The sequence below is a fragment of the Stappia stellulata genome (assembly GCF_020176715.1).
In the GTDB taxonomy this organism is placed as follows: domain Bacteria; phylum Pseudomonadota; class Alphaproteobacteria; order Rhizobiales; family Stappiaceae; genus Stappia.
This window is the reverse complement of record NZ_JAIVMF010000011.1, coordinates 103,883-128,023: the sequence shown is the minus strand read 5'-3', so window position 1 is coordinate 128,023 and position 24,141 is coordinate 103,883. Positions and strand designations below refer to the sequence as shown.

Here is a 24,141-nt window from a genome sequence, read left to right as displayed (position 1 = left end):
AGCCTTGCGACTATAGTCGGGTTGAACGGCCGATCGGGGGCGGTGCGCGCGTTCGCGTGTGCAATCCGACGCGTGCGCGAAGAGCCGACGCGTGCGCGGGGATGTGCCAGCGCCTGGCCGGGAGCGAATATCCGAGCGGGGATGGCGTCGGTGGTGAGGATCGTGTGCGCGACTTGGAAGCAGGCAGTGCGGCTGCGGGTGACCGCCGGGCCGCTGCCGAACGCGGTGCGCGCGTGATGACGGTCCACATCATCGAGGATGACCCCGGCGTCGGTGACAGCCTTGCCATGTTGCTCGGGCAGATCGGGCATAGCGCGCGGGTCTATCCGGACGCGGAATCCTTCTTCGAGGCCCCGCCACCGTCCTCAAGCGATACGGTGATCGTGGATCTCGGCCTGCCGGGCCTGAGCGGCGTGCAGTTGATCCGTTGGATCAACGGCCTGAAAAAGCCGCCCAAGGTGATTGCGATCACCGGCCAGTCCAACCGCAACATCATGGAAATGCTGGGAGACGAGCAGCCCGCCGTCCTGCTGCGCAAGCCTTTGACCGAGGAGCTGCTGGTTTCGCATCTGTGATGCGGGCCGTCTCTGGCGCTGTGTGGCTTCCACACCCCCGGCCGCCGTGGCAGGCCGCCGGCATGGCGGGCGGATAGGTAGAAGGTCGTACGAAAACGACCCGATTCCCGCGTTCCCGACTTGGGGCTAGGCTTTTGTAATCGGTTGGCGGAGAGTCGGTGTCGGACGGGGCACGCAGACTGGGGCAACGCGCGGCGGACGGGCCGGGCATGACCTGAAGAATTCCTCCGGTGGCCGAGAATGCACAGGAGGGTAGCATGACCTATTTGGAGCCGGCGATCGAGGCCGACCTCGGCCACGCGGGACTGGCCAACTTCGAAACCCGGCCGCTTGAACTGAAGCAGTCACAGAGCGCGAAGGTCCAGCGCCATTCCCAGCACAGCGTGATCTTCTACGAGGGCGACCGCGCGGAGCGTCTGTTCGAGCTCGATGAAGGCATCGTGATGCTCTACAAGCTGCTGCCCGACGGGCGCCGGCAGGTCGTCGAGATCCTCAACCCGGGCACGATCTTCGGTGCCGCCGCCGGCGAGACCTACGACTGTTCGGCCGAAACCCTCACCGGTGCGCGCATCAGCGCCTACGACCGGCGCGAGATCGACCGCTCCGCATCGCTCCAGCGCCATCTGACGAAATGCCTGATGTCGCAAATGGAACTGATGCACGATCATGCGGTCCTCCTCGGGCGCAAGTCCGCGATCGAGCGCGTCTCGACATTCCTCATGCGCATGGTGCCCCGGCGCGGCGGCGAAGGCTGCATCGGACCGGCGGAAACCGGCGCCGACAGCCACAATGTCGTCCTGACGATGACCCGCCAGGAAATCGCCGACTACCTCGGACTGACCATCGAGACGGTAAGCCGGGTGATCTCCGACCTGAAGCGCCGCGGCCTGATCAAGGTCGAGCGTCAGGACCAGATCCATATTTCGCGGGTCTGCGGCATCTGCCAGCTCACCGGCATTCACTGAGACATCCCGCGTGCCGGCGGTCATCCGCCGGAAGCCGATCCCACGCCCCGGACCGTGTCCGGGGCGTTTGTCGTTGCGGGAGACCAAGGTCACCGCTCAGACCGCGATCGAATGGCGGGCGGTGCCGCGCGCCAGATAGGCATCGAAGGCGGCGGCGGCGATCCTTGCATAGCGCTGGCCGGCGGGCGTGATGACGACCCGTCCGCCGTCCTCGGTCACCAGACCGTCGGCGATCAACTCTTCGAGGGCCTCGAAGGCGTCGCTGAAATGCGACGGGGCGAAGCCGTGGCGGCCGGCGATCTCCGGGATGTCGGCCTGGTGATCGGTCATCAGCCGTTCGATGATCTCGGCCCGCACCCGGTCGTCGGCATCGAGCGCGATGCCCTTGGCGATCGGCAGCTCGCCCGCCTCGATCGCGCGTTGCCAGCCGCCGATGTCGGGCATGTTCTGGACATAGCCCTGCGGCAGATGGCCGATGGAGGAACAGCCGAAACCGATCAGCGTGTCGGCGGTGTCCGTTGTATAGCCCTGGAAGTTGCGCCGCAGCGTCCCGGCTTCAAGCGCGATGGCCATGCTGTCGTCGGGCAGGGCGAAATGGTCGAGACCGATGGCGCGGTAGCCGGCATCGATCAGCGCGGCGCGCGCATGATCGGCCAGCGCGATGCGCGCCTGCGTGTCGGGGAGGGCCTCCTCGTCGATCAGCCGCTGGTGCTTCTTGAACCAGGGCACATGGGCGTAGCCGAAGAGCGCGATGCGCCCGGGCGCCATCTCGCGCGTTGCGCGGACGGTCTCGTCGATCGTCGCCACGCTCTGGTGCGGCAGTCCGTACATCAGGTCGAAGTTGATCGCGGTGATGCCGACGGCGCGCAGCAGCTCCACGGCGCGCGCCACCTGGGCCTGCGGCTGAACCCGCCCGATCGCGACCTGCACCGTGGCGTCGAAGTCCTGAACGCCGAGGCTCGCCCGCGTGATGCCGGCGTCGCGCAGGGTGTCGGCCAGCTCCGGCGTCACCGTGCGCGGGTCGAGCTCGATGGCGTGTTCGTGGCCGTCCTCGAGCCGGAAACGCCGGCGCAATCGCTCGACCAGCGCCAGAAAGCTGTCGCGCGGCAACAGGCTCGGCGTGCCGCCGCCCCAGTGGATGTGGGTGACCGGCCGTTGCGATCCCAGACGGTCGGCCACAAGGTCGATCTCGCGCAACAGGGTCTCGGCATAGGCGATCACCGGCCCGTCCTTGCGCGCGCCCTTGGTGTGGCATCCGCAATAGGCGCAGATGGTCCGGCAGTAGGGCACGTGGAGGTAGAGCGACAGCGCCTCTTCGGCCGGGATCTCGTCCAGCCAGCGGCCATAGGTGGGCCCGTCGATGCCGGCATGGAAATGCGGCGCGGTCGGGTAGCTGGTGTAGCGCGGCACGGAACGTGCGGCATAGCGATCGTCGAGCTGTGTCATGCCCCCAATATTCGCCGCCTGGAAACCGCCCGCCTTGATCTTCCTCAATCAGGACGGTCGAACGCGGCTTTTTATGCAAGGGCACGGGCAGGGGGCGTTTTGCGAAAAACCGGTCTGCGCAAACCCTGAAAGACGCGCTATGCTGGCGAGGTTCCCGCCTGTCATCGCAGACCCGCGCTCGCGCGGTCTCGATCCTCCATTTTCGAACGCGAAGCGATTTCCTCCGTGCCACACGCCGTTCCCGCAACGCTTGCCACACTCGTCGTCGGTGCGCTCGGCGGCGCGCTGTTCGCCTGGGTCGGCCTGCCGGCCGCCTGGCTGTCGGGGGCGATGATCGCGGTTGCGCTGGCGAGCCTGGCGAAGATGCCCGCGCATGTGCCAACGCCCCTGCGCGACGGGCTCTTCGTGGTGCTGGGCGTGACGATGGGAACAGGGGTCACGCCGGACACGATTGCGCGCATCGGCGAGTGGCCCTTCACCATGGCGCTGCTCGGGCTCACCATGATCGCGGTAATGGGGGCGACCTATCTCTATCAGCGCAAGGTCGCGGGCTGGGACCGGGAAACCTCCTATTTCGCGGCGATCCCCGGCGCGCTCGCCGTGGTGATGGCGATGACCTTGTCCTATCCCCGCGCGGATGTCGGGCGCGTGGCGCTTGCCCAGTCGGTGCGGCTCTTTATTCTCATGGCGGTTCTGCCGTCGCTGATCGCGGGCAGCGGGGCGCCGGTTCTGGATATCTCCGCGCAACCGCCGGCCGGACCCGGCCTGCCGGTGCTCGCCGTGTTGGTGGCGCTTGCCGGACTAATCGGCTTCGGCACCGCCCGCGCGGGCGTGCCGGCCGGGTGGATGACCGGTCCCTTTTTCATGAGCGCCATCCTGAGCGCCACCGGCACGGTGGACATTATCCTGCCGGGCTGGCTGACCCATGCGGCGCTGATCGGCCTGGGATGCGTGGTCGGCACGCGCTTTTCCGATTTCGGAGCGCAGGCGCTGGCGCGGATGTTCGTCGTGTGCCTCGGCGCCTTTTTCGTCGGCATGACCATCTCGGTCGGGATGTCGGCGCTTGTCTGGGCCGTATTCGGACTGCCCTTCGGTCAGGTGCTCCTCGCCTTCGCGCCCGGCGGACTGGAGGTGATGACGCTGCTTGCCTTCCTGCTCAACCTCGATCCGGCCTTCGTCGCGGCGCATCAGATCGCGCGCTATGTCGCGATGGTCCTGATTCTTCCCTTCCTGACGTCGCGGTTTCTGGGCACCGCGCGTCCGCCCGCCGGACCGGGCTCCGCAGTCTAGGGCGTCTGGTATCGCCGGTTGGGGACGAAGCGCCGCCGTATCTGTGACGATAATCGGAGGTTTGCTTAGGGGGATATACTTAGTAGTATGATTTTTAAAGCGGATTATCTGTACAAATCGTCGCACGGACTTTTTGGCAGGTGAAATTCCAGGCGACTTATCCTATGGCAGGTTGACCTGGATCAAGGCGGATTTGGCGCAGTGCGTCATACCGTCCTCCTGGACCCATAGGGGGTTGGATCACAAACGGACTCGGGGCGCGGACATGGCTCAGACAAAAGCCAAATACCTCACGCTGGAGGAAGGCTTCTTTGCCGTCTTTCTCATCGTGATTGCCTTCGTCTGCCTGATCATCGCGGGTAAGACCTACGATCAGGTTATGGCGTTTCACACCGCAATCGGCTCGCTCTTTGCAGCCGGTGGCGCGTTCATCATTTTCAAGAACTATTTCAACGACGGCGGATTGGCGATTCCGCAAGAGATCGACGGCAAGCCGAACTACAATCTCGGCCCGATCAAGTTCGGGGCGTGGGCTGCGGTCTTCTGGGGCATCGCCGGTTTCACCGTCGGTCTGATCATCGCGCTTCAGCTGGCCTATCCGGTGCTGAACTTCGATCTGCCCTGGACAAGCTTCGGTCGCCTGCGGCCGCTTCACACCTCGGCCGTGATCTTCGCCTTCGGCGGAAACGTGCTGCTTGCCACCTCCTTCTATGTGGTCCAGCGCACGAGCCGCGCCCGCATGCCCGGCCGCATCGCGCCCTGGTTCGTCATTCTCGGCTACAACGCCTTCATCGTGATCGCGGGCACGGGCTACCTGCTCGGCGCCACGCAGTCGAAGGAATACGCCGAACCGGAGTGGTACGCCGATCTGTGGCTGACCATCGTCTGGGTGGCCTATCTGCTGGTCTTCCTGGGCACGCTGTGGAAGCGCAAGGAGCCGCATATCTACGTGGCGAACTGGTTCTACCTGGCGTTCATCGTGACGATCGCCATGCTGCATATCACCAACAACCTGACGGTCCCCGTGTCGATCTACGGCACCAAGTCCTACATCGTGTGGGCGGGCGTTCAGGACGCGATGGTGCAGTGGTGGTACGGCCACAACGCGGTGGGCTTCTTCCTGACCGCCGGCTTCCTCGCCATCATGTACTACTTCGTGCCCAAGCGCGCCGAGCGGCCGGTCTATTCCTACCGCCTGTCGATCGTGCACTTCTGGGCGCTGATCTTCCTGTACATCTGGGCGGGTCCGCACCACCTGCACTACACGGCGCTGCCGCAGTGGGCCTCGACGCTGGGTGCGACCTTCTCGATCATCCTGTGGATGCCCTCTTGGGGCGGCATGATCAACGGCCTGATGACCCTGTCAGGCGCGTGGGACAAGCTGCGCACGGATCCGGTTCTGCGCATGATGGTCGTGTCGATCGCCTTCTACGGCATGTCGACCTTCGAAGGCCCCTTGATGAGCCTGCGCTCGGTCAACTCGCTGTCGCACTACACGGACTGGACCATCGGTCACGTGCATTCCGGCGCGCTCGGCTGGGTCGGCTACATCTCCTTCGGTGCCCTCTACTGCCTGATCCCGTGGCTGTGGAACAAGAAGCAGGTCTATTCGCTCAAGCTGGTGAACTGGCACTTCTGGATCTCCACCATCGGCATCGTGCTCTACATCTGCGCGATGTGGGTGTCGGGCATCATGCAGGGCCTGATGTGGCGCGCCTACGATCAGCTCGGTTTCCTGGAGTATTCCTTCATCGAGACCGTCGAGGCGATGCACCCCTTCTATGTGATCCGCGCATTGGGCGGCGCCCTGTTCGTCGTCGGTGCCCTGATCATGGCTTACAACCTGTGGATGACGGTTCGTCACGGCGAGGCTGAAGAAGCCGACACCGTGGGCGCCGGCGCCATGGCCCCTGCCGAATAAGGGGAGAGGGACATAATGTCGATCTGGAAAAAACACGAAGTCTTTGAGAAGCATTCGCTTGTGCTTGTCATCGGCATCCTCGTCGTCGTCGCCATTGGCGGCCTCGTCGAAATCGCACCGCTCTTCTACCTGAAGAGCACCATCGAGAAGGTGGAGGGCATGCGGCCCTACACCCCGCTGGAGCTTGCCGGGCGCAACGTCTACATCCGCGAGGGCTGCTATCTGTGCCACTCGCAGATGGTGCGTCCGATGCGCGACGAGCTGGAGCGCTACGGACACTTCAGCCTGGCGGCGGAATCCATGTACGACCATCCCTTCCAGTGGGGATCGAAGCGCACGGGTCCCGACCTTGCCCGCGTCGGCGGCAAATACTCCGACGAATGGCACCGCGATCACCTTGTGAACCCGCGCTCCGTCGTGCCCGCCTCCATCATGCCGGGATATCCCTTCCTGCTGGAAGCGAAGCTGGAGACGCGCGGTATCGAGGATCACCTGACCGCCAATGCCATCGTCGGCGTGCCCTACAGCGAGGACATGATCGCCTCCGCACGCGCCGACATGCTGGCTCAGGCCAATCCCGACGGCGACGACGTGGATGCGTTCCTGGAACGCTATCCCAACGCCATCGTCCGCGATTTCGACGGCAACCCGAGGGACGTGACGGAGATGGACGCGCTCGTCGCCTATCTCCAGATGCTCGGCACGCTGGTCGACTTCTCGATCTACGACAACAAGGCCAACCTGCGCTGACGAAGAGGAACGTGACATGAACGAAGCGTACAACTCCGTCGCCAGCTTCGCCCAGACATGGGGCCTGGTCTACTTCGTGGTTCTGTTCGCCGTCGTCCTGGCATACGCGCTGTGGCCCAAGAACCGCAGCCGCTTCGACGAGGCCGCGCATATCCCCTTGCGGGAGGATTGATGAATGGCTGACATGCACAACAAGGAAGTCGACAAGCTCTCCGGCGTGGAAACGACCGGGCACGAGTGGGACGGCTTGAAGGAACTGAACAATCCGCTCCCGAAGTGGTGGCTCTATATCTTCTACGCCACCATCGTCTGGGCCATCGGCTACTGGATCGTCTACCCGTCCTGGCCGCTGATCTCCGGCTATACCGCCGGCGTCATCGGCGACAGCCAGCGCGCCAATGCGCTGGCCGCCTATCAGGCCGACCTGGAGGCGCGTTCGCAGATCGGCGAGAAGCTGATCAATGCCCCGCTGGAGGAAATCCGCTCGACCCAGTCGTTGCTGGAGTTCGCGCTGGCCAACGGCGAGGCCGCCTTCGGCGACAATTGCGCCGGCTGTCACGGAACCGGTGCGGAAGGCTTTCCGGGCTATCCCAACCTCCAGGACGACAACTGGATCTGGGGCGGCTCGCTCGATGCTATCCACACGACCCTGCAGTATGGTATCCGCTCCGATCATGACGAAACCCGGTTCGGCGAGATGCCGGCGTTCGGTCGCGACGAAATCCTCGACAAGGAGCAGATCACCCAAGTGGCCAACTATGTCGGCGCGCAAGCCGGCCTGGAACCGGCCGCAGACGTCGATCTGGCCGCGGGCGAGACGGTCTACGCCGACAATTGCGCCGCCTGTCACGGCGATGACCTCAAGGGCAACCGGGATCTCGGCGCGCCGAACCTCCTTGCCAACAATTACACGTTCGAGCGGTCCATCGACGGTATTGCCGCTCAGGTCATCAATCCGCGCTATGGTGTGATGCCGGCCTGGTCGCCCCGTCTCGAGCCGGCGACCGTCAAGTCGCTCGCCGTCTACGTGCACTCGCTCGGCGGCGGCGAATAGGCGGGAGACGCGAACGGTTCTGCGCGCACCGCGTGCAGCCTCCCCGGCCGATTTCGGAAAGATGTAAGAAGGCGCCCCTCGCGGGCGCCTTCTCTTGTTTTGGTATCGATGTCCCCGCGTCCGCGCTTCCGAGCCTTACTTGCTTTCGACGATCATCGATGAGGCCGTTCGTCCGGGGACGTTTCCATGTGCCCAAAGATCCGGGATCCATTCGCCTGGTCCGTAGTACTGACAAGGTCCGACGAAGTTCGCGTGCTGGCAGAGAGTAACGGCGCAATTTGCCGCGACTTGCAGACTCTCAATGCGATCATTGAAGCCGCATCCAGCGAAATCCGAATATTCGCCGGCGGAACGTCCGTGCGCACCGTTGGTGTAATTTTTGCCAAGGAACAGAACAACGCAATTGTCGCCGCTGCCGATATTGCATGCGGGCGAGCCGCTTCCAACTGGGCACAGGCTTCCCTCGCGAACGTAGCGTGATTGCTCCCAATGTGAACACGAACAAGACAGTGCTGAATCAGCGCAGTAGCGATACTTCATGACGCCGTCATCCCAGCATTCACAAGTACCTGCGTTCGCAAAGGAAGCGCTTGCGAAAAAAATGATGAAAACGAAAAGGATCCGGAACATTGGTAGCACCCCCATTGAATTCGGACACTTCACCTTTGAGTAAAAATGCACACTAGGATTGCATATTGAAATTTAGCAATCAATATTTGGCGTTTTTGGTACTGGGTGCGGGTGAAATCTTCTCGCGCGCCAAAGCCTTCAAGGGGGTGACATCTCGCTTCCGCTGCGTCAGGAGGGATCTTTCCGGTGACACCCGCCACCGCGATGCAAAAAGCCCGGAAAGCCTTCACATTCCCGAAAGAGTTTGGAGATCAAGCTGCGTCCGTGCGCCAGGGCGAGTCGCCTGTCCATGCCGGCCGTCCGCTTTGGCAAACCCTGTTTTCAGTCTGGAGTTCATCGTGAAACCACTGTCCAAATCCCTCATGGCCATGCTGGTCGCCGGGGTCAGTTCGCTGCCCGCGTTCGCCGCCGAGGACATCGCCGACCGCATCTGGTCCGGCGGTCCGATCCTGACCATGAACGATCTCGCGCCGCGCGCGGAAGCGGTCGCGGAAAAGGATGGCGAGATCATTGCCGTGGGCTCCGAGGCCGAGGTGATGAAGCACAAGGGCGAGGGCACGAAGCTCATCGACCTCAAGGGCCGCACGATGCTGCCCGGCTTCGTCGACGCCCACGGCCACGCCTTCATGATCGGCGTGCAGGCGGTCTCCGCCAACACCCAGCCGGCGCCCGACGGCAAGGTCAACGACATTCCCGCCCTGCAGCAGACGTTGAGCGAGTGGCAGAAGGCCTATCCCGAGCGGATCGAACGGCTTGGAACCATCCTCGGCTTTGGCTATGACGACGCCCAGCTCAAGGAGCAGCGCCACCCGACGCGCGAGGATCTCGACGCCGTCTCCACCGACCAGCCGGTGCTGATCATTCACCAGTCCGGCCATCTGGGGGTTTTCAACTCCAAGGCGCTCGAAGTGGCCGGCATCACCGCCGACACCAAGGATCCCGAGGGCGGTGTCATCCGGCGTGAGGACGGCAGCACCGAGCCAAACGGCGTGCTGGAGGAATCCGCCTTCTTCCCGGCGTTGGTGAAGCTGCTGTCCGGGCTCGACAAGGAAGGCGGCGAGGAGCTCTTCGTCGCCGGCACCGAGCTGCTGGCAAGCTATGGCTACACCACCGGCCACGAGGGGCGCTCGACGCCCAATGTCGTCAAGCTGATGCAGGCCGCCTCGGATGCCGGCCGGATCAAGATCGACGTCGTGACCTATCCGGATGTGCTGGTCGACCGCGACTTCATCGCCAAGAACGTGTCGCGGACCTACAAGAACGGCTTCCGCGTCGCCGGCGCCAAGCTGACCATCGACGGCTCGCCGCAGGGCTTCACCGCGCTGCGCGACCGGCCCTACTACAAGCCGCCGGAGCAGTACCGCGCGGATTACGCCGGCTATTCCGCCGCCACCCCCGATCAGGTGTTCGACGCGATCGACTGGGCGTTTGAGAATAACATCCAGGTGATCACCCATTCCAACGGCGAAGGCGCCTCGGACATGCTGATCGCGGGCATCAAGACCGCAACGGAAAAACACGGCAATGTCGACCGCCGGCCGGTGCTGATCCACGGCCAGTTCCTGCGCAAGGACCAGGTCGCGGCCTTCGACGAGCTGGACGTGTTCCCCTCGCTGTTTCCGATGCACACCTTCTACTGGGGCGACTGGCACCGCGACCGCACCGTCGGTCCGGACAACGCCGACAACATCTCGCCGACGGGCTGGGTGCGCGAGCGCGGCATGATGTTCTCCTCGCATCACGATGCGCCGGTGGCCTTCCCCGACAGCATGCGCATCCTTGATGCCACGGTGACGCGGCGCACGCGCTCTGGCGACATACTGGGTCCCGACCAGCGGGTCGACGTGATGACCGCGCTGAAGGCGATGACGATCTGGCCGGCCTACCAGCACTTCGAGGAGACCGGGAAGGGCTCCATCGAGGTCGGCAAGGTCGCCGACCTGATCGTCCTGTCCGACGATCCGACGGCCATCGACCCGGAGACGCTCGACAGCCTGAAGGTCGAGGAGACCATCAAGCACGGCGAGACGATCTACACCCGCAAGGACGACGAGAAGCAGGGCAACCTGCGCATGCGTCCCGGACCGGACGGAAGCGATGCGCTCGGCAACTTCCTGCGTCATGCCTCGCATAGCATCGAGGAATCCGGCGGCCATGCGCACGGGCCGGACATTCTCTACCAGGCCTTTGCCGCCGGCTTCGCCGGGCCGGATGCCGCCAGCCGCTAAGGCGCGCGATACCGGTTGAAACACCGACGCCCGGGACCGAAAGGCCCCGGGCGTCTTGCGTTCAAGCGTGTCAGGATGGGGGGTCGGGCGCGGTTGCGCGGCGGTCCGTTCGCCCGCCCCGGCGCAATCCGCTGGGCGGTGTGCCGGTGGACTTTCTGAAGGCGCGGGCGAAGGCGCCCTGGCTGTCGTAGCCCAGCCGATGCGCGATTTCGCTCACCGGCAGATGGGTCTCGCGCAGTGCCCACAGCGCATATTGCGTCCGCGCGTCTTCGGTGAGCTGTCGAAAGGTGACGCCGGCCCGGTCGAGCCGCCGGCGCAGGCTGCGTTGCGACAGACCGCAGTCCGCCGCGATGGCGCCCTGGTTGAGATCGCCCTGGCCGAGCCTGCGATAGACCGCCTCGACGATGTCGGCGACCGGAACAGGTGCCCCACCGCGCGTTGCCGTCGGGGGCGCAAGCCTGCCGGCCGGCGCCGGGGTTCCCGCAACCCGCGCATCCAGCAGTCGCGCGGGAAACGCCAGCATGTTGCAAGGTTCGCCGAAGAGCGGTGCGAGCCCGGCGACGCGGGCGATATCGGCGGGCGTGTCGCGTTCGTGTTCGAAGGAAAGCGCGACGGCAAGCGTGTCGTCGCCGGGGTTGGCCGACGCATAGCGGCGCACCACCGCATCGAGAAAGGCAAGCGTGAATTCCGCGTCGCGCGAGCGCGGCCAGATCGCGGGATCGATGATCCGGTAGCTCAGGATGCAGGTGTCGCCGGCCACCTCGCGGCGAAAGGCCGTGCCATGCTGCAGCGCTTCGAGATCGGCGAGAAGCCGGTCCAGCAGGTCGCCGAGATGCGTTGCGCCAAGGCAGGCGGGAAACAGACCGGCGAGCGCGGGGGCTGCGATCGCCTCGCCGCAGCGCCACATGCGCCCCTGATCCGGGGCCTGGGCGCCGCCGGCCTGCAGCAGCCGGGTGAACTGGGCGAGCGGCAATTCCTCGCCGACCGCAGGCGGCGCGGCGGGGCGCACGGCGAGGCCGCTGTCGGCGAAGGCGCGCGCGGCGTCGACCCCGGCCTGTTGCATCGCGTCGGCGATCAGCGGCAGCGCGGCCGCGCCGATGGTCGCCTCGGGAATGGTGAAATCCTGCATGGGGTTTCCCGTCCTCGCCGCGAAGCGTCGCCCGCGACGGCGGGCCGTGTCAATCGCGGGATGGCGGAAGGAGCGTGTCGGAAGGGGCGGGCAGGGCGGCGGCGTGCCGCCCTGCCACAGGTCGCGTTTCTCAGGAGCCGTCGTCGAGACGGATCGACAGCGCCGGATTGTGCGGGAAGAAATTGAAGGGTCTCAGCGAAAAACCCTTCCACATGGTCGACATCACCGGCCAGTCTTCCGTGTGCGGCACGTGATGGAAGCCCATCGTGTACCAGGTGACGATATCCGTGTTCGCGATCGGCCGGTCCTGCGCGGTCCAGGCCGCCAGCGTGTCCGATCCGTCGCTCTGGAAGGCGAAGCGCCCGCCCGCGTAGCGCTCGTCGCGGTCATAGGGCGTGTTCCAGATGGTGTATTCCACATAGGCGTTTCGCTTCATCGGCGGGTCGTTTGCAAAATCGAACGGCGAATAGGCGACCGAGTTGTTCGGCACGATCATGTAGCCGGGCTTGTGGCCGAGCGGTCCCTCCGCGCCCATGTTCATGACGTGATACATCGCCGGCGTGTCCGGATTGACCTTGTAGCGCCCGCCAAGCTCGGTTTCCGCCGGCGTCGTCTGCGTCACCCAGAGCGAGCGGCGCGGCGCATCGGCCGCGACCTCGCCCTTCACCAATGCGGTGCGCATGAACGTGTTGGACGTCCCGTCGACATCGAAGTCGAGCTTGAAGTTGAAGAAGTGGTCGTGATTGGGGGCGATCAGGTTCGGCGCGATCAGCGTACCGTAGCGGGTTTCCTCCGCGGCCCCCTCGTCGGTCATCGACCTGATCGCGGCCCCCTTGACCGCATCCAGTCCGGTGGAGCCGACCATCACGTCGATGCGCCCGTCCTGATGAAAGACGTAGTCGACGAGATAATCGTAGTTGCCGACTTCAGACGCCGTACGCACGACAAGCTGCGTTGCCGGACGCCCTTCGGCCGGGACCATCTCGGTTTCGGATTGCGCGAAGATCTCGAAATGCCGCCAGGCCGGATCGCCGATGTTGCGCTCGAAGACACAGATCGCACCGGGGATCGCGAGCGGGGAGCCGTCGTCCTGATGGACGAGTGCCGGCAGATATTGCGCATAGGCCGGGCAATCGACGCCGGGGCGCAGCGGCGACAGGAAGATGCCGAAGCCGTATTCGCCGCTGTCCATATAGGTGCGCCAGTACCAGCCGGCGTCCGGATCCATGTAGGGAACGAAGACTTCCGACAGATGCGCCTGATAGAGCACGGAGCGCCAGCGCTCGCCGTCCTTCACGTCGATGTTGGAGAGAACCAGCCCCGGGCGCTTGTCGACGCGGGCGCGAAACCGCCAGATGTCCCAGGAGATCAGCCCGTTCTCGATGGTGATGTTCGAGCCGCCCGGCTGGCTGAGCCGCGCGGGGTTGGCGCGCGGGCGAAGCGCGCCGAGGCGCTCCTCCACTTCGGCCTCCGTGTAGCCCCAGGGGTCTTCGGGAAGCGGCAACACGCCGCTGTCGAACACTTCCACGACCTCGTCGGCGTTGAGGTCGACGACCGCGTAGAGCCCCTCGATCGGTTTGGCGTAGAAGTTGGATCCCTCCGGCAGGACGTAGCAGGGCACCTTCATCAGCCGCCGTCCGTCTTCCTCCGCGAGGCCGAACCGTCCGGCGGTCAGCGGCAGGCAGAAGACATCGGCCGCCGTCAGCCCACGTTTTTCAAGACCGGCGACGAAAGCGGGATCGGAGGTGGCAAGCTCCATCGCCGTCAGGAACTCGGTGAGCAGGATCATGGTCTCGCCGGCCGCCGGCTCGACGGAGACGACGGCATCGCCGGCGAGGTTGACCTCGGCGATGAAGGCACCCTCCGGGGTCTTGAAGTGAACCTCGGCCGCGCGCGGTTCCGGCTGGCCCTCGCGCCAGTTGAGAACGAGGGATTTCTCCGGTTCCAGCAGCGAGATATAGGGATAGAGCGTCTCGGCATTGGTGTGGCCGGCGGCCTGCAGCAGCGCGACGGCCTCGCCGATCTCCGCCTCGCTGAGGCCGTCGAGCGGATGGGCGGTGGCGCTGGACAGGGCGGCGGCGAGCGTCAGCGCGCCTCCGGTCAGCAGCGTTCCGATTTGCGACAATCGCATGATGGTGTTCCCCTGAAGCTTGATCCGGTCTGGTTGATCGCAGGCGCGCGCCGCGTTGCTCGCGGTCTTCGCGCCAGACCAAACCTAGCGCGGTCGACGCGACGTGATTGTGCAGATCCGGCCAAATTGTCGCACCCTTTGACTGCACGCCGTCGGGCGCGGGAGGCGCGGTTTCCTTGATCCCGGTCAAGGCGCGGGCATCGCTTCCGCGCTATCCGTGTTAGGCTGGCAAACCAGGGTTCACGCATTGCCAAAGTGACCGATTGTCGCGGTGTTGACGTGTCGCAACGCGGGATCGGGCCGCTGTCGATAATGTGCCGGCAGATGAGCGAACGGTTGTCGCGCCCTTGCAGACCCGTGCTCCCCGTTTGTCCCGTGGGGCGGGACATGAGAGATCGAAGAAATGGACGGAACGATGCGTGCTGAAACGGATCCATCGGGCTCTGGCGCCCACCCTGACGAGTGGTTCGCCTCGGCGAAGAAGATTTACCCGATGGCGGTCCATGGAACCTTCCGCAAGATAAAGTGGGCGGTCCTGTTCGCGACCCTTGGCATCTACTATTTCCTGCCGTTCGTGCGCTGGGACCGAGGCCCAAATGCACCGGACCAGGCGGTGCTGATCGACATGGAGGGCCGCCGTGCCTATTTCTTCTTCATCGAGATCTGGCCGCAGGAGGTCTATTACCTCACCGGCCTCTTGATCCTGGCGGCCATGGCGCTCTTCCTGATGAACGCCGTTGCCGGCCGCGTGTGGTGCGGCTACCTCTGCCCGCAGACCGTCTGGACCGACCTGTTCCTCTGGGTCGAGCGTCACACCGAGGGTGACCGGCGCGACCGGATCCGGCTCGACAAGCAGCCCTGGACCTTGAAGAAGATCACCCAGAAGGTCTCCAAACACACCTTGTGGCTGATGATCGCCTGGTGGACGGGCGGTGCCTGGGTGCTCTATTTCGCCGATGCGCCGACGCTGGTGATGGATCTCGCAACCGGACAGGCGGCCTTCGCCGCCTATCTGTGGATCGGCATTCTCACCTTCACCACCTATGCGCTCGCCGGCCACATGCGCGAGCAGGTCTGTATCTTCCTCTGCCCCTGGCCGCGCATTCAGGCGGCGTTGACCGACGAGGAAGCGCTGAATGTCACCTATCGCTACGACCGCGGCGAGCCGCGCGGCTCGCTGAAGCAGAACCTGAAGCGCGAGGCGGAAGGGCTGCCGGCCGGCGACTGCGTCGATTGCCACCAGTGCTTCCACGCCTGCCCTACGGGTGTCGACATCCGCAACGGAACGCAGCTCGGCTGCATCCAGTGCGGGTTGTGCATCGATGCCTGCGACGATGTCATGGACAAGGTCGGCAAGCCGCGCGGCCTGATCGCCTATGACACCGACGAGAACATCAAGCGGCGCATGGAAGGCAAGGAAACCTTCGTGCGCATCGTGCGCCCGCGCACGGTGATCTATGTCGCGGTGATTCTGCTGATCGCCGGGATCATGACCTATGCGCTGGCGACGCGGGAACTGGAGGGCGTCAATGTGCTCCACGACCGCAACCCGATCTACGTCGAGCTGTCCGACGGCGCGGTCAGGAACGGCTACACCATCCGCCTGCTCAACAAGCGGCAGGTCCAGCGCGACTTCATCCTGTCGGTCGAGGGCATGCCAGAGGGCAGCCGGATCGAGGCCGTCGGCATCGACCAGACCGTGAACGGCAGGCCGGTGATCGGCGTCGGGCCGGACACCACCCGCGAGGTGCGCGTGCTTGTCTTCTCGCCCGCCGACGCCGAGATGGCGAAGACGACGCCGATCACCTTCCGCATCACCGAGACGGTGATGGGCGAGGTGGCGACCGGCACGGACTTCTTCAAGGCGCCCTGAGGGCGGGCGCCGTCGGATCGCGGCCGGGACGCGCAGGTGTCCCGGCCGTCTCCGTTGTCCCATGATCCTTGTCTCCCATGATCCTTGTCAAGGAACCGGGGAGCGACGCGGGCTATGCATGGAGAAAGCTTGCGGCCGGCGCCGTGCGGTGCCATGCGATAGGACGGTTTTTTCAAAAATGACATCAACGGCGGATACAATGACCCAGGCGCGCACAGAGCGGAAAATCACTGGACGGACGGTGCTGTTCTGGATGATCGGCTTTTTCACTGTCATCTTCATCGCCAATGCGATCTTCCTCCATCTGGCATGGAAGTCCTTCCCCGGCGTTGTCACCGAGACGGCCTATGAGGACGGACTGGCCTATAATGACGCCATCGCCGCGTCGCGCGAACAGGCGGCGCGCGACTGGTCGGTGTCGGGCGAGATCGAGCGGGCCGGCGCGGAGGCTGCGCGCGTCGCGGTTCTGGCGAAAGATGCCGACGGCGCCCCCTTGTCCGGCTTGACGGTCACCGCGACGCTGCGGCGGCCGGCAAGCCCCGAAGCCCCTGTGGTCGTCGTTCTTCAGGAAGGCGAAACCGGGCGCTATCAGGCGATGGTCAACGACCTGGCGGCGGGCAACTGGATCCTCGATCTCGAGGCGCTGGGCGGGCGTGAGGGCGATGCCTTCAAGTCGCGCAACCGCGTCTTCCTATCGCAGTGAGTGGAGCGGGTCCATGCGGGCGGTGCGATCATGACCGCGCATGAGCGGGACTGGGACGCCTTCATCACGCTGACGCCGGAAGGGCGCGCGCATATGGATCTCGCCGTGGAGGGCGTGACCTGTGCCGCCTGCATGGTGGAGATCGAGCGCGGCCTCGGCGCGCAGGAGGGCGTGGAGACCGCGCGGCTCAACCTGACGAGCCATCGGCTTGCGGTCGACTGGGCGCCCGAGCGCACGACAGCCGAACGGATCGTCGAGACGCTGTCCAGGCTGGGCTACCGCGCCCATCCCTTCGACCCGGCACAGGTGCGCGAGCGCGCCGACGCGACGGGGCGCGAGCTTTTGCGCGCGCTTGCCGTCTCCGGCTTCGCCATGATGAACATCATGCTGCTGTCGGTCTCCGTCTGGTCCGGCAACGCCACCGGCATCACGCCCGAAACCCGCGACTTCTTCCATTGGCTTTCCGCGCTGATCGCGCTGCCGGCGGCGGTCTACGCCGGCCGGCCGTTCCTGCGCTCCGCCTTTTCCGCCATCGCCGCCCGCCGGCTCAACATGGATGTGCCGATCGTCATCGGCGTGTCGCTGGCGCTGTTCCTGTCGGTCATGCAGACCGTTCAGTCGGCGCATCACGCCTATTTCGAATCGGCGGTGATGCTCCTGTTCTTCCTGCTGATCGGCCGCTATCTCGACCACATGATGCGCCGGCGCACCCGGGCGTTCGCCGAAAACATCGCCGCGCTGAAGGCGGAGACCGCCGTCGTGCAGCGCGCCGACGGCTCCTTGCGCGAGGTGCCGCTCTCCAAGGTCGAGCCGGGCCAGCGTATCTATGTGCGCGCCGGCGAGCGGGTGCCGCTCGACGGGCGGATCGAGACGGGAACCTCCGAGATCGACCAGAGCCTCGTCACCGGCGAAACGGCCCTTGCGCGGGTCGAGCCGGGCGATGCGGTCTATGCCGGCACGCTCAACGCCTCCGCCAATCTCACCGTGCAGGTGACGACCGCCTCGGGGGCGACGCTGCTCGACGAGGTCACCCGCCTGCTGGAGGCCGCCGGCCAGGCGAAGTCGCGTCACGTGCGCCTTGCCGACCGGGCGGCCGCCTATTATTCGCCGCTGGTTCATCTCGCCGCACTTCTGACCTTCCTCGGCTGGTGGGCGACCGGGCAGGGCTGGCAGCCTGCGCTCGTGACCGCCATCTCCGTGCTCATCATCACCTGTCCCTGTGCGCTGGGTCTCGCGATCCCGGCCGTTCAGGTCGTCACCTCCGGGCTGCTCTTTCGCGCCGGCGTCCTGCTGCACGCCGGCGATGCGGTCGAGCGGCTGGCGGAGGCTGATACCATCGTCTTCGACAAGACCGGCACGCTGACGCTCGCCGTGCCCGAGCTTGTCGCCGCCGACGGTGTCGACCCCGACGTGCAGGCGCTCGCCGGCCGGCTGGCGCTGTCGAGCCGGCATCCGCTGTCCGCCGCGCTGGCAAGGGCAAGCGACGCGCGCGTGCCGCTGGATCAGGTGAGCGAAGTCCCGGGCGAAGGCGTCGAGGCGATCTTCGAGGGTCGCAGCCTGAGGCTTGGCAGTGCCAGCTTCTGCGAATTGTCTCCCGCCGATGCCGAACGCGCCGCCGCCGGTCACCCCGGTGCCTCGCTGCTGGTCTTTCGCGACGGCGAGGCCGCGCCGGTGCCCTTCCTCATCGCGCAGCGCCTTCGGCCCGACGCGGCAGAGGCGGTGGTGCGGCTGCGGCAGGCCGGTTACCGGCTGGCAATTCTCTCGGGCGACCGCGAGGCGCCCGTCGCCGACATCGCGAGGACACTCGGGATTGCCGACTGGCGCGCCGGCCTGACGCCGAAAGACAAGATCGCCCGCCTGGAGGTGCTCGCCGCCGAGGGGCGCAAGGTGCTGATGGTCGGCGACGGGCTGAACGACGCGCCGGCGCTGGCTGCCGCCCATGTCTCGCTGTCGCCGGTCACGGCGGTGCATGTCGCCCAGGCGGCGGCCGACGCGGTGTTCCTCGGCGACCGTCTGTCGCCGGTCTGCGACGCGCTGGCGCTGTCGCGCCGGGCGCATGCGGCGATGATGCAGAACCTGTGGTTCTCCACGCTCTACAACTTCGTCGCCGTGCCCTTCGCGGTCGCCGGTTTCGTGACCCCGCTGATTGCGGCACTCGCCATGTCGCTGTCGTCGCTTGTGGTCACGCTCAATGCGCTTCGCCTGCGTCTTTGCGCGCAGAACGCCGGTGGCGCCGCCGTTTCCCCTCGCCAGGAAGAGAGCTGATGGACGTCCTGATCTATCTCATTCCGGTCGCCCTGGTGCTCGGGTTGCTCGGCCTTGCCGGTTTCCTGTGGTCGCTCAAGGCCGGGCAATACGACGATCTGGAAGGCGCCAAGTATCGCATCCTGCAGGACGACGATCTGCCCGACCAGACCGACCCGCCGGTGACGCGCGCGGCTGGTCCCGAGACGCGCGAAAAGCGTCCCGCCGGGCGCTGACTTCGTTTTTCCGGTTGTGGCGCGGGGATAACCGTTATTTCAGATTTCGCATGTCATAAGGGGGCGGACTGGAGGTTTCCGCGTGTCGCTAGATCTTGCATCCCTGACGTTTCTTCTCGTCGAAGACAGTGCGTATATGCGCACGATCCTGCGCACCATGCTGCAAGGGTTCGGCGCGCGTCGCATCGTCGAGGCGGAGGACGGCGCGTCCGGGCTTGAGGCGATGGAACGCGCGAACCCGGATATCCTGATCCTCGACTGGGTCATGCCGATCCTCGACGGCGCCGACATGGTCCGCATGATCCGCAATCCGCACAATCCCTTCGCCTATATCCCGATCATCATGGTTACCGGCCACACCGAGCGCAGCCGTATCATCGAGGCGCGCCGGCTCGGCGTGCACGAGCTTTTGTCCAAGCCGATTTCCGCCAAGGCGCTCTACCAGCGGGTCAATTCGGTGATCATGCAGCCGCGCGACTTCGTCAAGACGCCGAGCTATTTCGGTCCCGCTCCGCGCGAGATCCGCAACCGCCAGAAAATCTGGCAAAGCATGGAAAACGGGGAAGGCGGGCAGGCAGCCTGACGGGCCTGCGTCCTGAACTACCGTGTCAACTCTGGGGAATTTCGGGCGCGGCTCTCGGCGATTGCGGACAGCAAGTCGGTCTTGTTGTCGACGAGATCGGCAAGGGTGACCCGCGACAGCGCCGCGAAAAACGCCTCCAGGGCACCGTCCAGCGCGCTGCGCAACTGGCAGGCTGTGTAGAAGGTGCAGCGCGCGGCACAGTCCTTCTCGTGGCATTCCGTAAGGAAAAAGTCCGGCTCAATAAGTTTGACAATGGAAGAAATGCGAATTTCGGCCGGATCCCGATCCAGCGCGACCCCGCCACTGCGTCCCACCGTCGATCTTATGTAGCCGGTCTTGCGCAGCTTCTGCACAGCCGCGACGACCTGGGAGCGATGACTTGCGCTTTTCTCGACGATTTCATCGATCGGCACAATTCTGTCGCCATGAATAGCCAAGTACATAAGCGTTCGAACCGCGATATCGGTCCGGTTCGTAAGGCGCATGTCTATTCCCTTTTTGGAATTTTCGCTTTTTTTTGAATCGTAAGGTAATACAAACAAGAAATCAATTTCCATGAAAAATCATATATCTAGGAAGTGCATTTTGCATTTGCGTAAAAGCAAATTGAGTATTTCAAAAATACTTGAACAGCAAAGAAATGTGATTTAGGACGATTATTAGATAGAGAAAAGTGAATTTTGGGTCGGGGGTGCAGCATGCAGGCTGAAAACTGGGCGAAGATCCATGACCTGGCTGAATTCATCGAACTCTCGAGTGCCGACCTGGACAATATCAGGCATGCATGGCGGATCTTGTCGCCGCTAATTCCTTCAATCCTCAACGAATTCTATGACAATCGCATCATGTCCGACGAGAAGTGGCGGCTGAAGGAGATCGATGTCGAGGGCCTCAAGGGCAAGCAGGAGAGCTATTGGGCGCTGCTGTTTTCAGGCGTGCTGGATGACGTCTACCGCTCGCATGCGCGATCGATCGCGGTGAAGCATCACCGCTACGGGGTGACGATGACCGACTACATCGCCTCCTACGGATGGTTTCTCAATGCCTTCGAGAAGAGGCTGCAGTCCGCGGTCCTGCCGGCGGCCGAACGCGCGTCGATGATGGCATCGATCCGGCGGATGGTGTTTCTCGACATGACGATTGCGGCCTCGACCTACTATATCGTCTATGTCGACTGAAACCGATGCCGCCTTGTGCAGGCCCGCCATGGGGCGGCGCTTGCGTCGCGGGCGGGCCTCGCCGACCGGATCCCGTGCCCTTTCGGCGCCGGGGGCGCCCGGACGGTGCTGGTCGCGCGCGCCGGCCCGGAAGCCTATTGCGAGCGTGGCCGCGCGGCGGCCTTGCGCTTGCGCAGATTGGCGCGAAGCGCGGCGACAAGCCGCTCCTCGCGGGTGTCGCGGGTCTTCGCCGGTGCGGCGGGCGCGCTCTCCCGCGCGGAGGGATCCGCCGGGTGCGATGCGTCGTCCGGTGCCGCGCTGCGGTCGGTGCCGGCGGGCGCTGCCTCGAAGGCCGAGTGATCCGCGCCCGTCGGACGCTCCGGTCTTTCGTTGGATGTGCTCATGTCTGAGGTACTCCTGGCGCCTGAACGTTGCGGTGCGCGGATCCGGCGAGGCCGGCCGCAGGCGGTTTTGCGCCCATGAAAAAGCACCGCCCGCCCGTGGTCACGACATGAACAGCATGTGCCGGAAACAGCGTCCTGGCGCAAGTCCGCCGGCGCAGCGGCAAAACCGTCTTGCGGGGATCTTTACTGGGGCTGTGCCGTCTCCGGGTGGCATGAAACTGCGCCCGGGCTCCGGCCAATGGCCACGCTTCGGCGTCCATGCGTCCGGTCGCGCGGCGAGGCCGCATTTTCGGCTGCGCAGCCTGCGACAAAACCCGGGCTGGAGCTGTGCGAGCCGCGGCCCAGGCGCCTGCGCAAACCGATGCGAATGCGCGCGCCGCGAAAATCCCGATTTCCCACAGAAGCCGCGTCAAACCGGCTTGACTGCTAGGTTCTTTGCACTTACACCCGCGTCCATCGCTGCCGTAGCTCAGGGGTAGAGCACTCCCTTGGTAAGGGAGAGGTCGAGAGTTCAAATCTCTCCGGCAGCACCAGTTCTTCGCCAGATCGCCCCATTAATTTTTGAACCGTGCCAGGTTTGGCGGCGGCTGTTTGGGTTGAGTTATGTGGGCGCGTTCGTTTGACACGGGGTGGTATATTGTTCCTCCGCTTCAGCCGGAGGGAAGTTTCCCACAAGCCCCAGCAAGCGCCTGCGATTGAGCCGGTCGCCCCGTCGAGTGTGGCGAATTCACCGGTTTCAAAGCTTCGCCAAGGTCCGGGCCGATGAATGATTTCGGCCTTGTATAGCCGGTTGATCGTTTCGGCGAGAGCATTGTCGTAGTTGTCGCCGACACTTGCGGCGCAAGGCTTGCCTGCGGCCTCGGCCAGCCGCTCCGAGTACCTGACCGACACCCATTGGACGCCCCTGTCAGAATGGTGCCGGGGCCCGCAATCATGAGCGGGACGCCGATCATGAAGCGCTTGCTCCAGGGCATCGAGGACAAAGGTCGCAGGCGCTGTCCGGCTGACACGCCAGCCGATGATACGCCGGGCAAGCGCGTCGATGAGCCAGCCGTGGCAGGCGCCACTGGTTCGTGGCCGATGGCGCGCGGCGACAGAGATGAAGCCCTGCCAAGTGGCCACAGATGTGACGTCCGAAACCCGGAGCCCGTCCGGCGCCGGTGCCTTGAACCGGCCGTTCTCTTGGTCGAGTGGACTGGGGGCTGACGCGCCAGGGAGCGTCGTTTTGACCGGTTTGCCGGGAAGGAGCCATGAAACCCCGTCACCCTCATGAGCCGGGCGGGATGAACGGCATCAACCTCAACGACGTGGCAAAGCCGCGGGCATGAACCGGGCGCCGGGCGAGCCGATGCGGTTCGCGCGCGACCGTGCGTCCGGTGTGACGCCGGACGCCGATGATTTTCCGGCGCTTGGCGCCAGCTGTGCCGTGGTGCTTTACGGATATGCGCAAGTCCGCGATATCTTCGCCCGAGACCTGCGGATCGATGTCGAGGAGCGCGATGCCGGTGTCACGGCGCGGTTGCCGCGGCTCCACGATCCGCAGACGCTGCAAGAGACCCCGGAGGCCGACCAGATGATGCCCTTTAGCTTCGACACCACCCGTTCGATCCGCTTCGGTTCCGGCCTGCTCGACAGGCTGGACGCTTTTGCTGCGCCCTTGCTTGGCGCGCGCATCGTCATTGTCACGGACCCTGGAATGCTTGCGACCGACATGCCGGGGAGGGCGGAGCGCGCCCTGCGAAAGGCCGGCGCCGAGGTGCATCTGTTTCACGAGGTGACCGCCGATCCGTCCGAGAGCGTGGTCCTGGCCGCGCGCGACCGGATGCTGGAGGTCTCGGCAACGGGTGTTCTTGGCCTTGGCGGAGGGTCGTCTCTGGATGTCGCCAAGCTCGCCGCCGCCCTGGCGCAAAGCGGGGCCGATCTGCGCAAGAGCTACGGCATCGGCCAGTTGCCGGCCGGCCGCCTTCCACTCGTCGTTGTTCCCACCACGGCCGGAACCGGCTCCGAGGTGACGCCGATTGCCATCGTCACCACCGGCGAAAACGAGAAGTCGGGCGTCGTCAGCCCGGTCCTCCTGCCCGATCTGGCGATCCTCGATCCGGAGACCACGCGCGGCCTTCCCGCCCATGTCACGGCCGCAACCGGCGTCGACGCGATGGTGCATGCCATCGAGGCCTATTGCTCGAAAAGCGCCAACAACAATCCGGTGTCGCGGGCGCTTGCCTGCGAGGCGCTGCGGTTGATGGGAGGCGCGCTGGAGCGGGCGGTGACGACGCCTGACGACATGTCCGCACGCTCCGACATGCTGCTGGGCTCGCTTCTGGCCGGGCAGGCCTTCGCCAATTCGCCGGTCGCCGCCGTCCATGCGCTGGCCTATCCCATCGGCGGACGCTTCAAGGTGCCGCACGGGCTGTCGAACGCGCTGGTGCTGCCGCATGTCCTGCGCTTCAATATTGAAACCGCGCCCGGAGGGTATGAGGAGATCGCGCCGATCCTGTTTCCCGACCTGGGCGGCGTCGGGAATTGCGCGGCCGCCTTCTGCGACAGCCTCGCCGCGCTTGCCGGACGCTGCGGCTTGCCGGCGCGCCTGCGGGATGTCGGCATTGGCCGCGAGGCGCTGGCCGACATGGCGTCGGACGCAATGAACCAGACCCGTCTTCTGGTCAACAATCCCCGGGAGGTGACCCGGGCCGACGCGCTCCGGATCTATGAGGCGGCCTGGTAGGGCCGGTCCGGTTGCCGCGGTTTCGCGGCAATCCCCTTATCGGGGATCGCTGCAGACCTCCGACACGATCCGTCGCAGCCGGCTCGTGCTCCCTGCG

20 protein-coding genes, 1 tRNA gene and 2 pseudogenes are annotated in these 24,141 nt (G+C 65.1%); 17 read left to right on the top strand and 6 right to left on the bottom strand.

What is annotated here, in order from left to right:
- Positions 1-236 precede the first annotated feature (236 nt).
- Both LC092_RS14125 and LC092_RS14120 read left to right on the top strand, forming a co-directional pair.
- Positions 237-575 carry a response regulator gene (locus LC092_RS14125; protein WP_224807519.1) on the top strand — a complete coding sequence of 113 codons (339 nt, stop codon included), beginning with the start codon at positions 237-239 and terminating at the stop codon, positions 573-575.
- 257 nt (positions 576-832) lie between these two features.
- Positions 833-1,540: a helix-turn-helix domain-containing protein gene (locus LC092_RS14120; protein ID WP_224807507.1), complete on the top strand. Its 708-nt coding sequence runs from the start codon at positions 833-835 to the stop codon at positions 1,538-1,540.
- A 96-nt stretch (positions 1,541-1,636) separates the two neighbouring features.
- Here the strand turns inward: LC092_RS14120 and hemN are convergent, their stop codons facing one another.
- Positions 1,637-2,986: an oxygen-independent coproporphyrinogen III oxidase gene (hemN, locus tag LC092_RS14115; RefSeq protein ID WP_224807505.1), complete on the bottom strand. Its 1,350-nt coding sequence runs from the start codon at positions 2,984-2,986 to the stop codon at positions 1,637-1,639.
- 225 nt (positions 2,987-3,211) lie between these two features.
- Here hemN and LC092_RS14110 point away from each other — a divergent pair, with 225 nt between their 5' ends.
- The 7 genes from LC092_RS14110 to LC092_RS14080 all read left to right on the top strand — a co-directional run bounded on the left by LC092_RS14110 (position 3,212) and on the right by LC092_RS14080 (position 10,859).
- The gene (locus LC092_RS14110; RefSeq protein WP_224807503.1) at positions 3,212-4,276 is read left to right on the top strand and encodes an AbrB family transcriptional regulator; all 1,065 of its coding nucleotides are present in this window, start codon (positions 3,212-3,214) and stop codon (positions 4,274-4,276) included.
- Positions 4,277-4,541: 265 nt separating this feature from the next.
- Positions 4,542-6,197 (top strand): cytochrome-c oxidase, cbb3-type subunit I, encoded by a 1,656-nt coding sequence (ccoN, locus tag LC092_RS14105; protein WP_224807501.1) that lies wholly within the window; start codon positions 4,542-4,544, stop codon positions 6,195-6,197.
- Positions 6,198-6,212: 15 nt separating this feature from the next.
- Positions 6,213-6,947, top strand: a complete 735-nt coding sequence (ccoO, locus tag LC092_RS14100) for a cytochrome-c oxidase, cbb3-type subunit II (RefSeq protein WP_224807490.1) — start codon at positions 6,213-6,215, stop codon at positions 6,945-6,947.
- 16 nt (positions 6,948-6,963) lie between these two features.
- Positions 6,964-7,119, top strand: a complete 156-nt coding sequence (locus tag LC092_RS14095) for a cbb3-type cytochrome c oxidase subunit 3 (protein ID WP_029060040.1) — start codon at positions 6,964-6,966, stop codon at positions 7,117-7,119.
- Between the two features lie 3 nt (positions 7,120-7,122).
- The gene (gene ccoP, locus LC092_RS14090) at positions 7,123-8,001 is read left to right on the top strand and encodes a cytochrome-c oxidase, cbb3-type subunit III (RefSeq protein ID WP_224807480.1); all 879 of its coding nucleotides are present in this window, start codon (positions 7,123-7,125) and stop codon (positions 7,999-8,001) included.
- Between the two features lie 252 nt (positions 8,002-8,253).
- The gene (locus LC092_RS14085; protein ID WP_224807468.1) at positions 8,254-8,481 is read left to right on the top strand and encodes a hypothetical protein; all 228 of its coding nucleotides are present in this window, start codon (positions 8,254-8,256) and stop codon (positions 8,479-8,481) included.
- Positions 8,482-8,969: 488 nt separating this feature from the next.
- Positions 8,970-10,859 carry an amidohydrolase gene (locus LC092_RS14080; protein ID WP_224807466.1) on the top strand — a complete coding sequence of 630 codons (1,890 nt, stop codon included), beginning with the start codon at positions 8,970-8,972 and terminating at the stop codon, positions 10,857-10,859.
- 70 nt (positions 10,860-10,929) lie between these two features.
- On the opposite strand, the gene LC092_RS14075 is transcribed toward LC092_RS14080, so the two are convergent.
- On the bottom strand, positions 10,930-11,988 hold the full coding sequence (locus LC092_RS14075; protein WP_224807464.1) for an AraC family transcriptional regulator: 1,059 nt from the start codon (positions 11,986-11,988) through the stop codon (positions 10,930-10,932).
- A 130-nt stretch (positions 11,989-12,118) separates the two neighbouring features.
- Positions 12,119-14,119, bottom strand: coding sequence for a tyramine oxidase (locus LC092_RS14070; RefSeq protein WP_224807462.1), 2,001 nt, complete (start codon positions 14,117-14,119; stop codon positions 12,119-12,121).
- A 415-nt stretch (positions 14,120-14,534) separates the two neighbouring features.
- Between LC092_RS14070 and ccoG the strand changes: the two genes are divergently transcribed.
- From ccoG to LC092_RS14045, 5 genes and pseudogenes are all read left to right on the top strand, one after another.
- Entirely contained in the window at positions 14,535-15,992 is a 1,458-nt protein-coding gene (gene ccoG / locus LC092_RS14065; RefSeq protein ID WP_224807460.1) for a cytochrome c oxidase accessory protein CcoG, read from the top strand.
- A 178-nt stretch (positions 15,993-16,170) separates the two neighbouring features.
- On the top strand, positions 16,171-16,695 hold the full coding sequence (locus tag LC092_RS14060) for a FixH family protein (protein WP_224807449.1): 525 nt from the start codon (positions 16,171-16,173) through the stop codon (positions 16,693-16,695).
- Positions 16,696-16,725: 30 nt separating this feature from the next.
- On the top strand, positions 16,726-18,960 hold the full coding sequence (locus LC092_RS14055) for a heavy metal translocating P-type ATPase (protein ID WP_224807447.1): 2,235 nt from the start codon (positions 16,726-16,728) through the stop codon (positions 18,958-18,960).
- Positions 18,960-19,106, top strand: a pseudogene (gene ccoS, locus LC092_RS14050) (cbb3-type cytochrome oxidase assembly protein CcoS); the annotation flags it as partial. The gene LC092_RS14055 and the pseudogene ccoS, both read left to right, overlap by 1 nt.
- Before the next feature lie 151 nt (positions 19,107-19,257).
- Complete coding sequence (locus LC092_RS14045) at positions 19,258-19,758, top strand: response regulator (RefSeq protein WP_084650397.1); 501 nt, start codon at positions 19,258-19,260, stop codon at positions 19,756-19,758.
- Positions 19,759-19,775: 17 nt separating this feature from the next.
- On the opposite strand, the gene LC092_RS14040 is transcribed toward LC092_RS14045, so the two are convergent.
- Entirely contained in the window at positions 19,776-20,315 is a 540-nt protein-coding gene (locus LC092_RS14040; protein ID WP_224807435.1) for an RrF2 family transcriptional regulator, read from the bottom strand.
- Between the two features lie 141 nt (positions 20,316-20,456).
- On the opposite strand from LC092_RS14040, the gene LC092_RS14035 reads away from it, so the two are divergent.
- Complete coding sequence (locus LC092_RS14035) at positions 20,457-20,936, top strand: protoglobin domain-containing protein (RefSeq protein WP_224807433.1); 480 nt, start codon at positions 20,457-20,459, stop codon at positions 20,934-20,936.
- A gap of 134 nt (positions 20,937-21,070) precedes the next feature.
- Here the strand turns inward: LC092_RS14035 and LC092_RS14030 are convergent, their stop codons facing one another.
- Complete coding sequence (locus LC092_RS14030; protein ID WP_224807431.1) at positions 21,071-21,319, bottom strand: hypothetical protein; 249 nt, start codon at positions 21,317-21,319, stop codon at positions 21,071-21,073.
- A 458-nt stretch (positions 21,320-21,777) separates the two neighbouring features.
- Here LC092_RS14030 and LC092_RS14025 point away from each other — a divergent pair.
- Positions 21,778-21,852: transfer RNA gene (locus tag LC092_RS14025), tRNA-Thr, on the top strand.
- Between the two features lie 68 nt (positions 21,853-21,920).
- Here LC092_RS14025 and LC092_RS14020 read toward each other — a convergent pair.
- Positions 21,921-22,599 (bottom strand): annotated as a pseudogene (locus LC092_RS14020) (DDE-type integrase/transposase/recombinase); the annotation flags it as partial.
- Positions 22,600-22,892: 293 nt separating this feature from the next.
- On the opposite strand from LC092_RS14020, the gene LC092_RS14015 reads away from it, so the two are divergent.
- Positions 22,893-24,044, top strand: a complete 1,152-nt coding sequence (locus LC092_RS14015; protein WP_224807614.1) for an iron-containing alcohol dehydrogenase — start codon at positions 22,893-22,895, stop codon at positions 24,042-24,044.
- Positions 24,045-24,141: the final 97 nt, after the last annotated feature.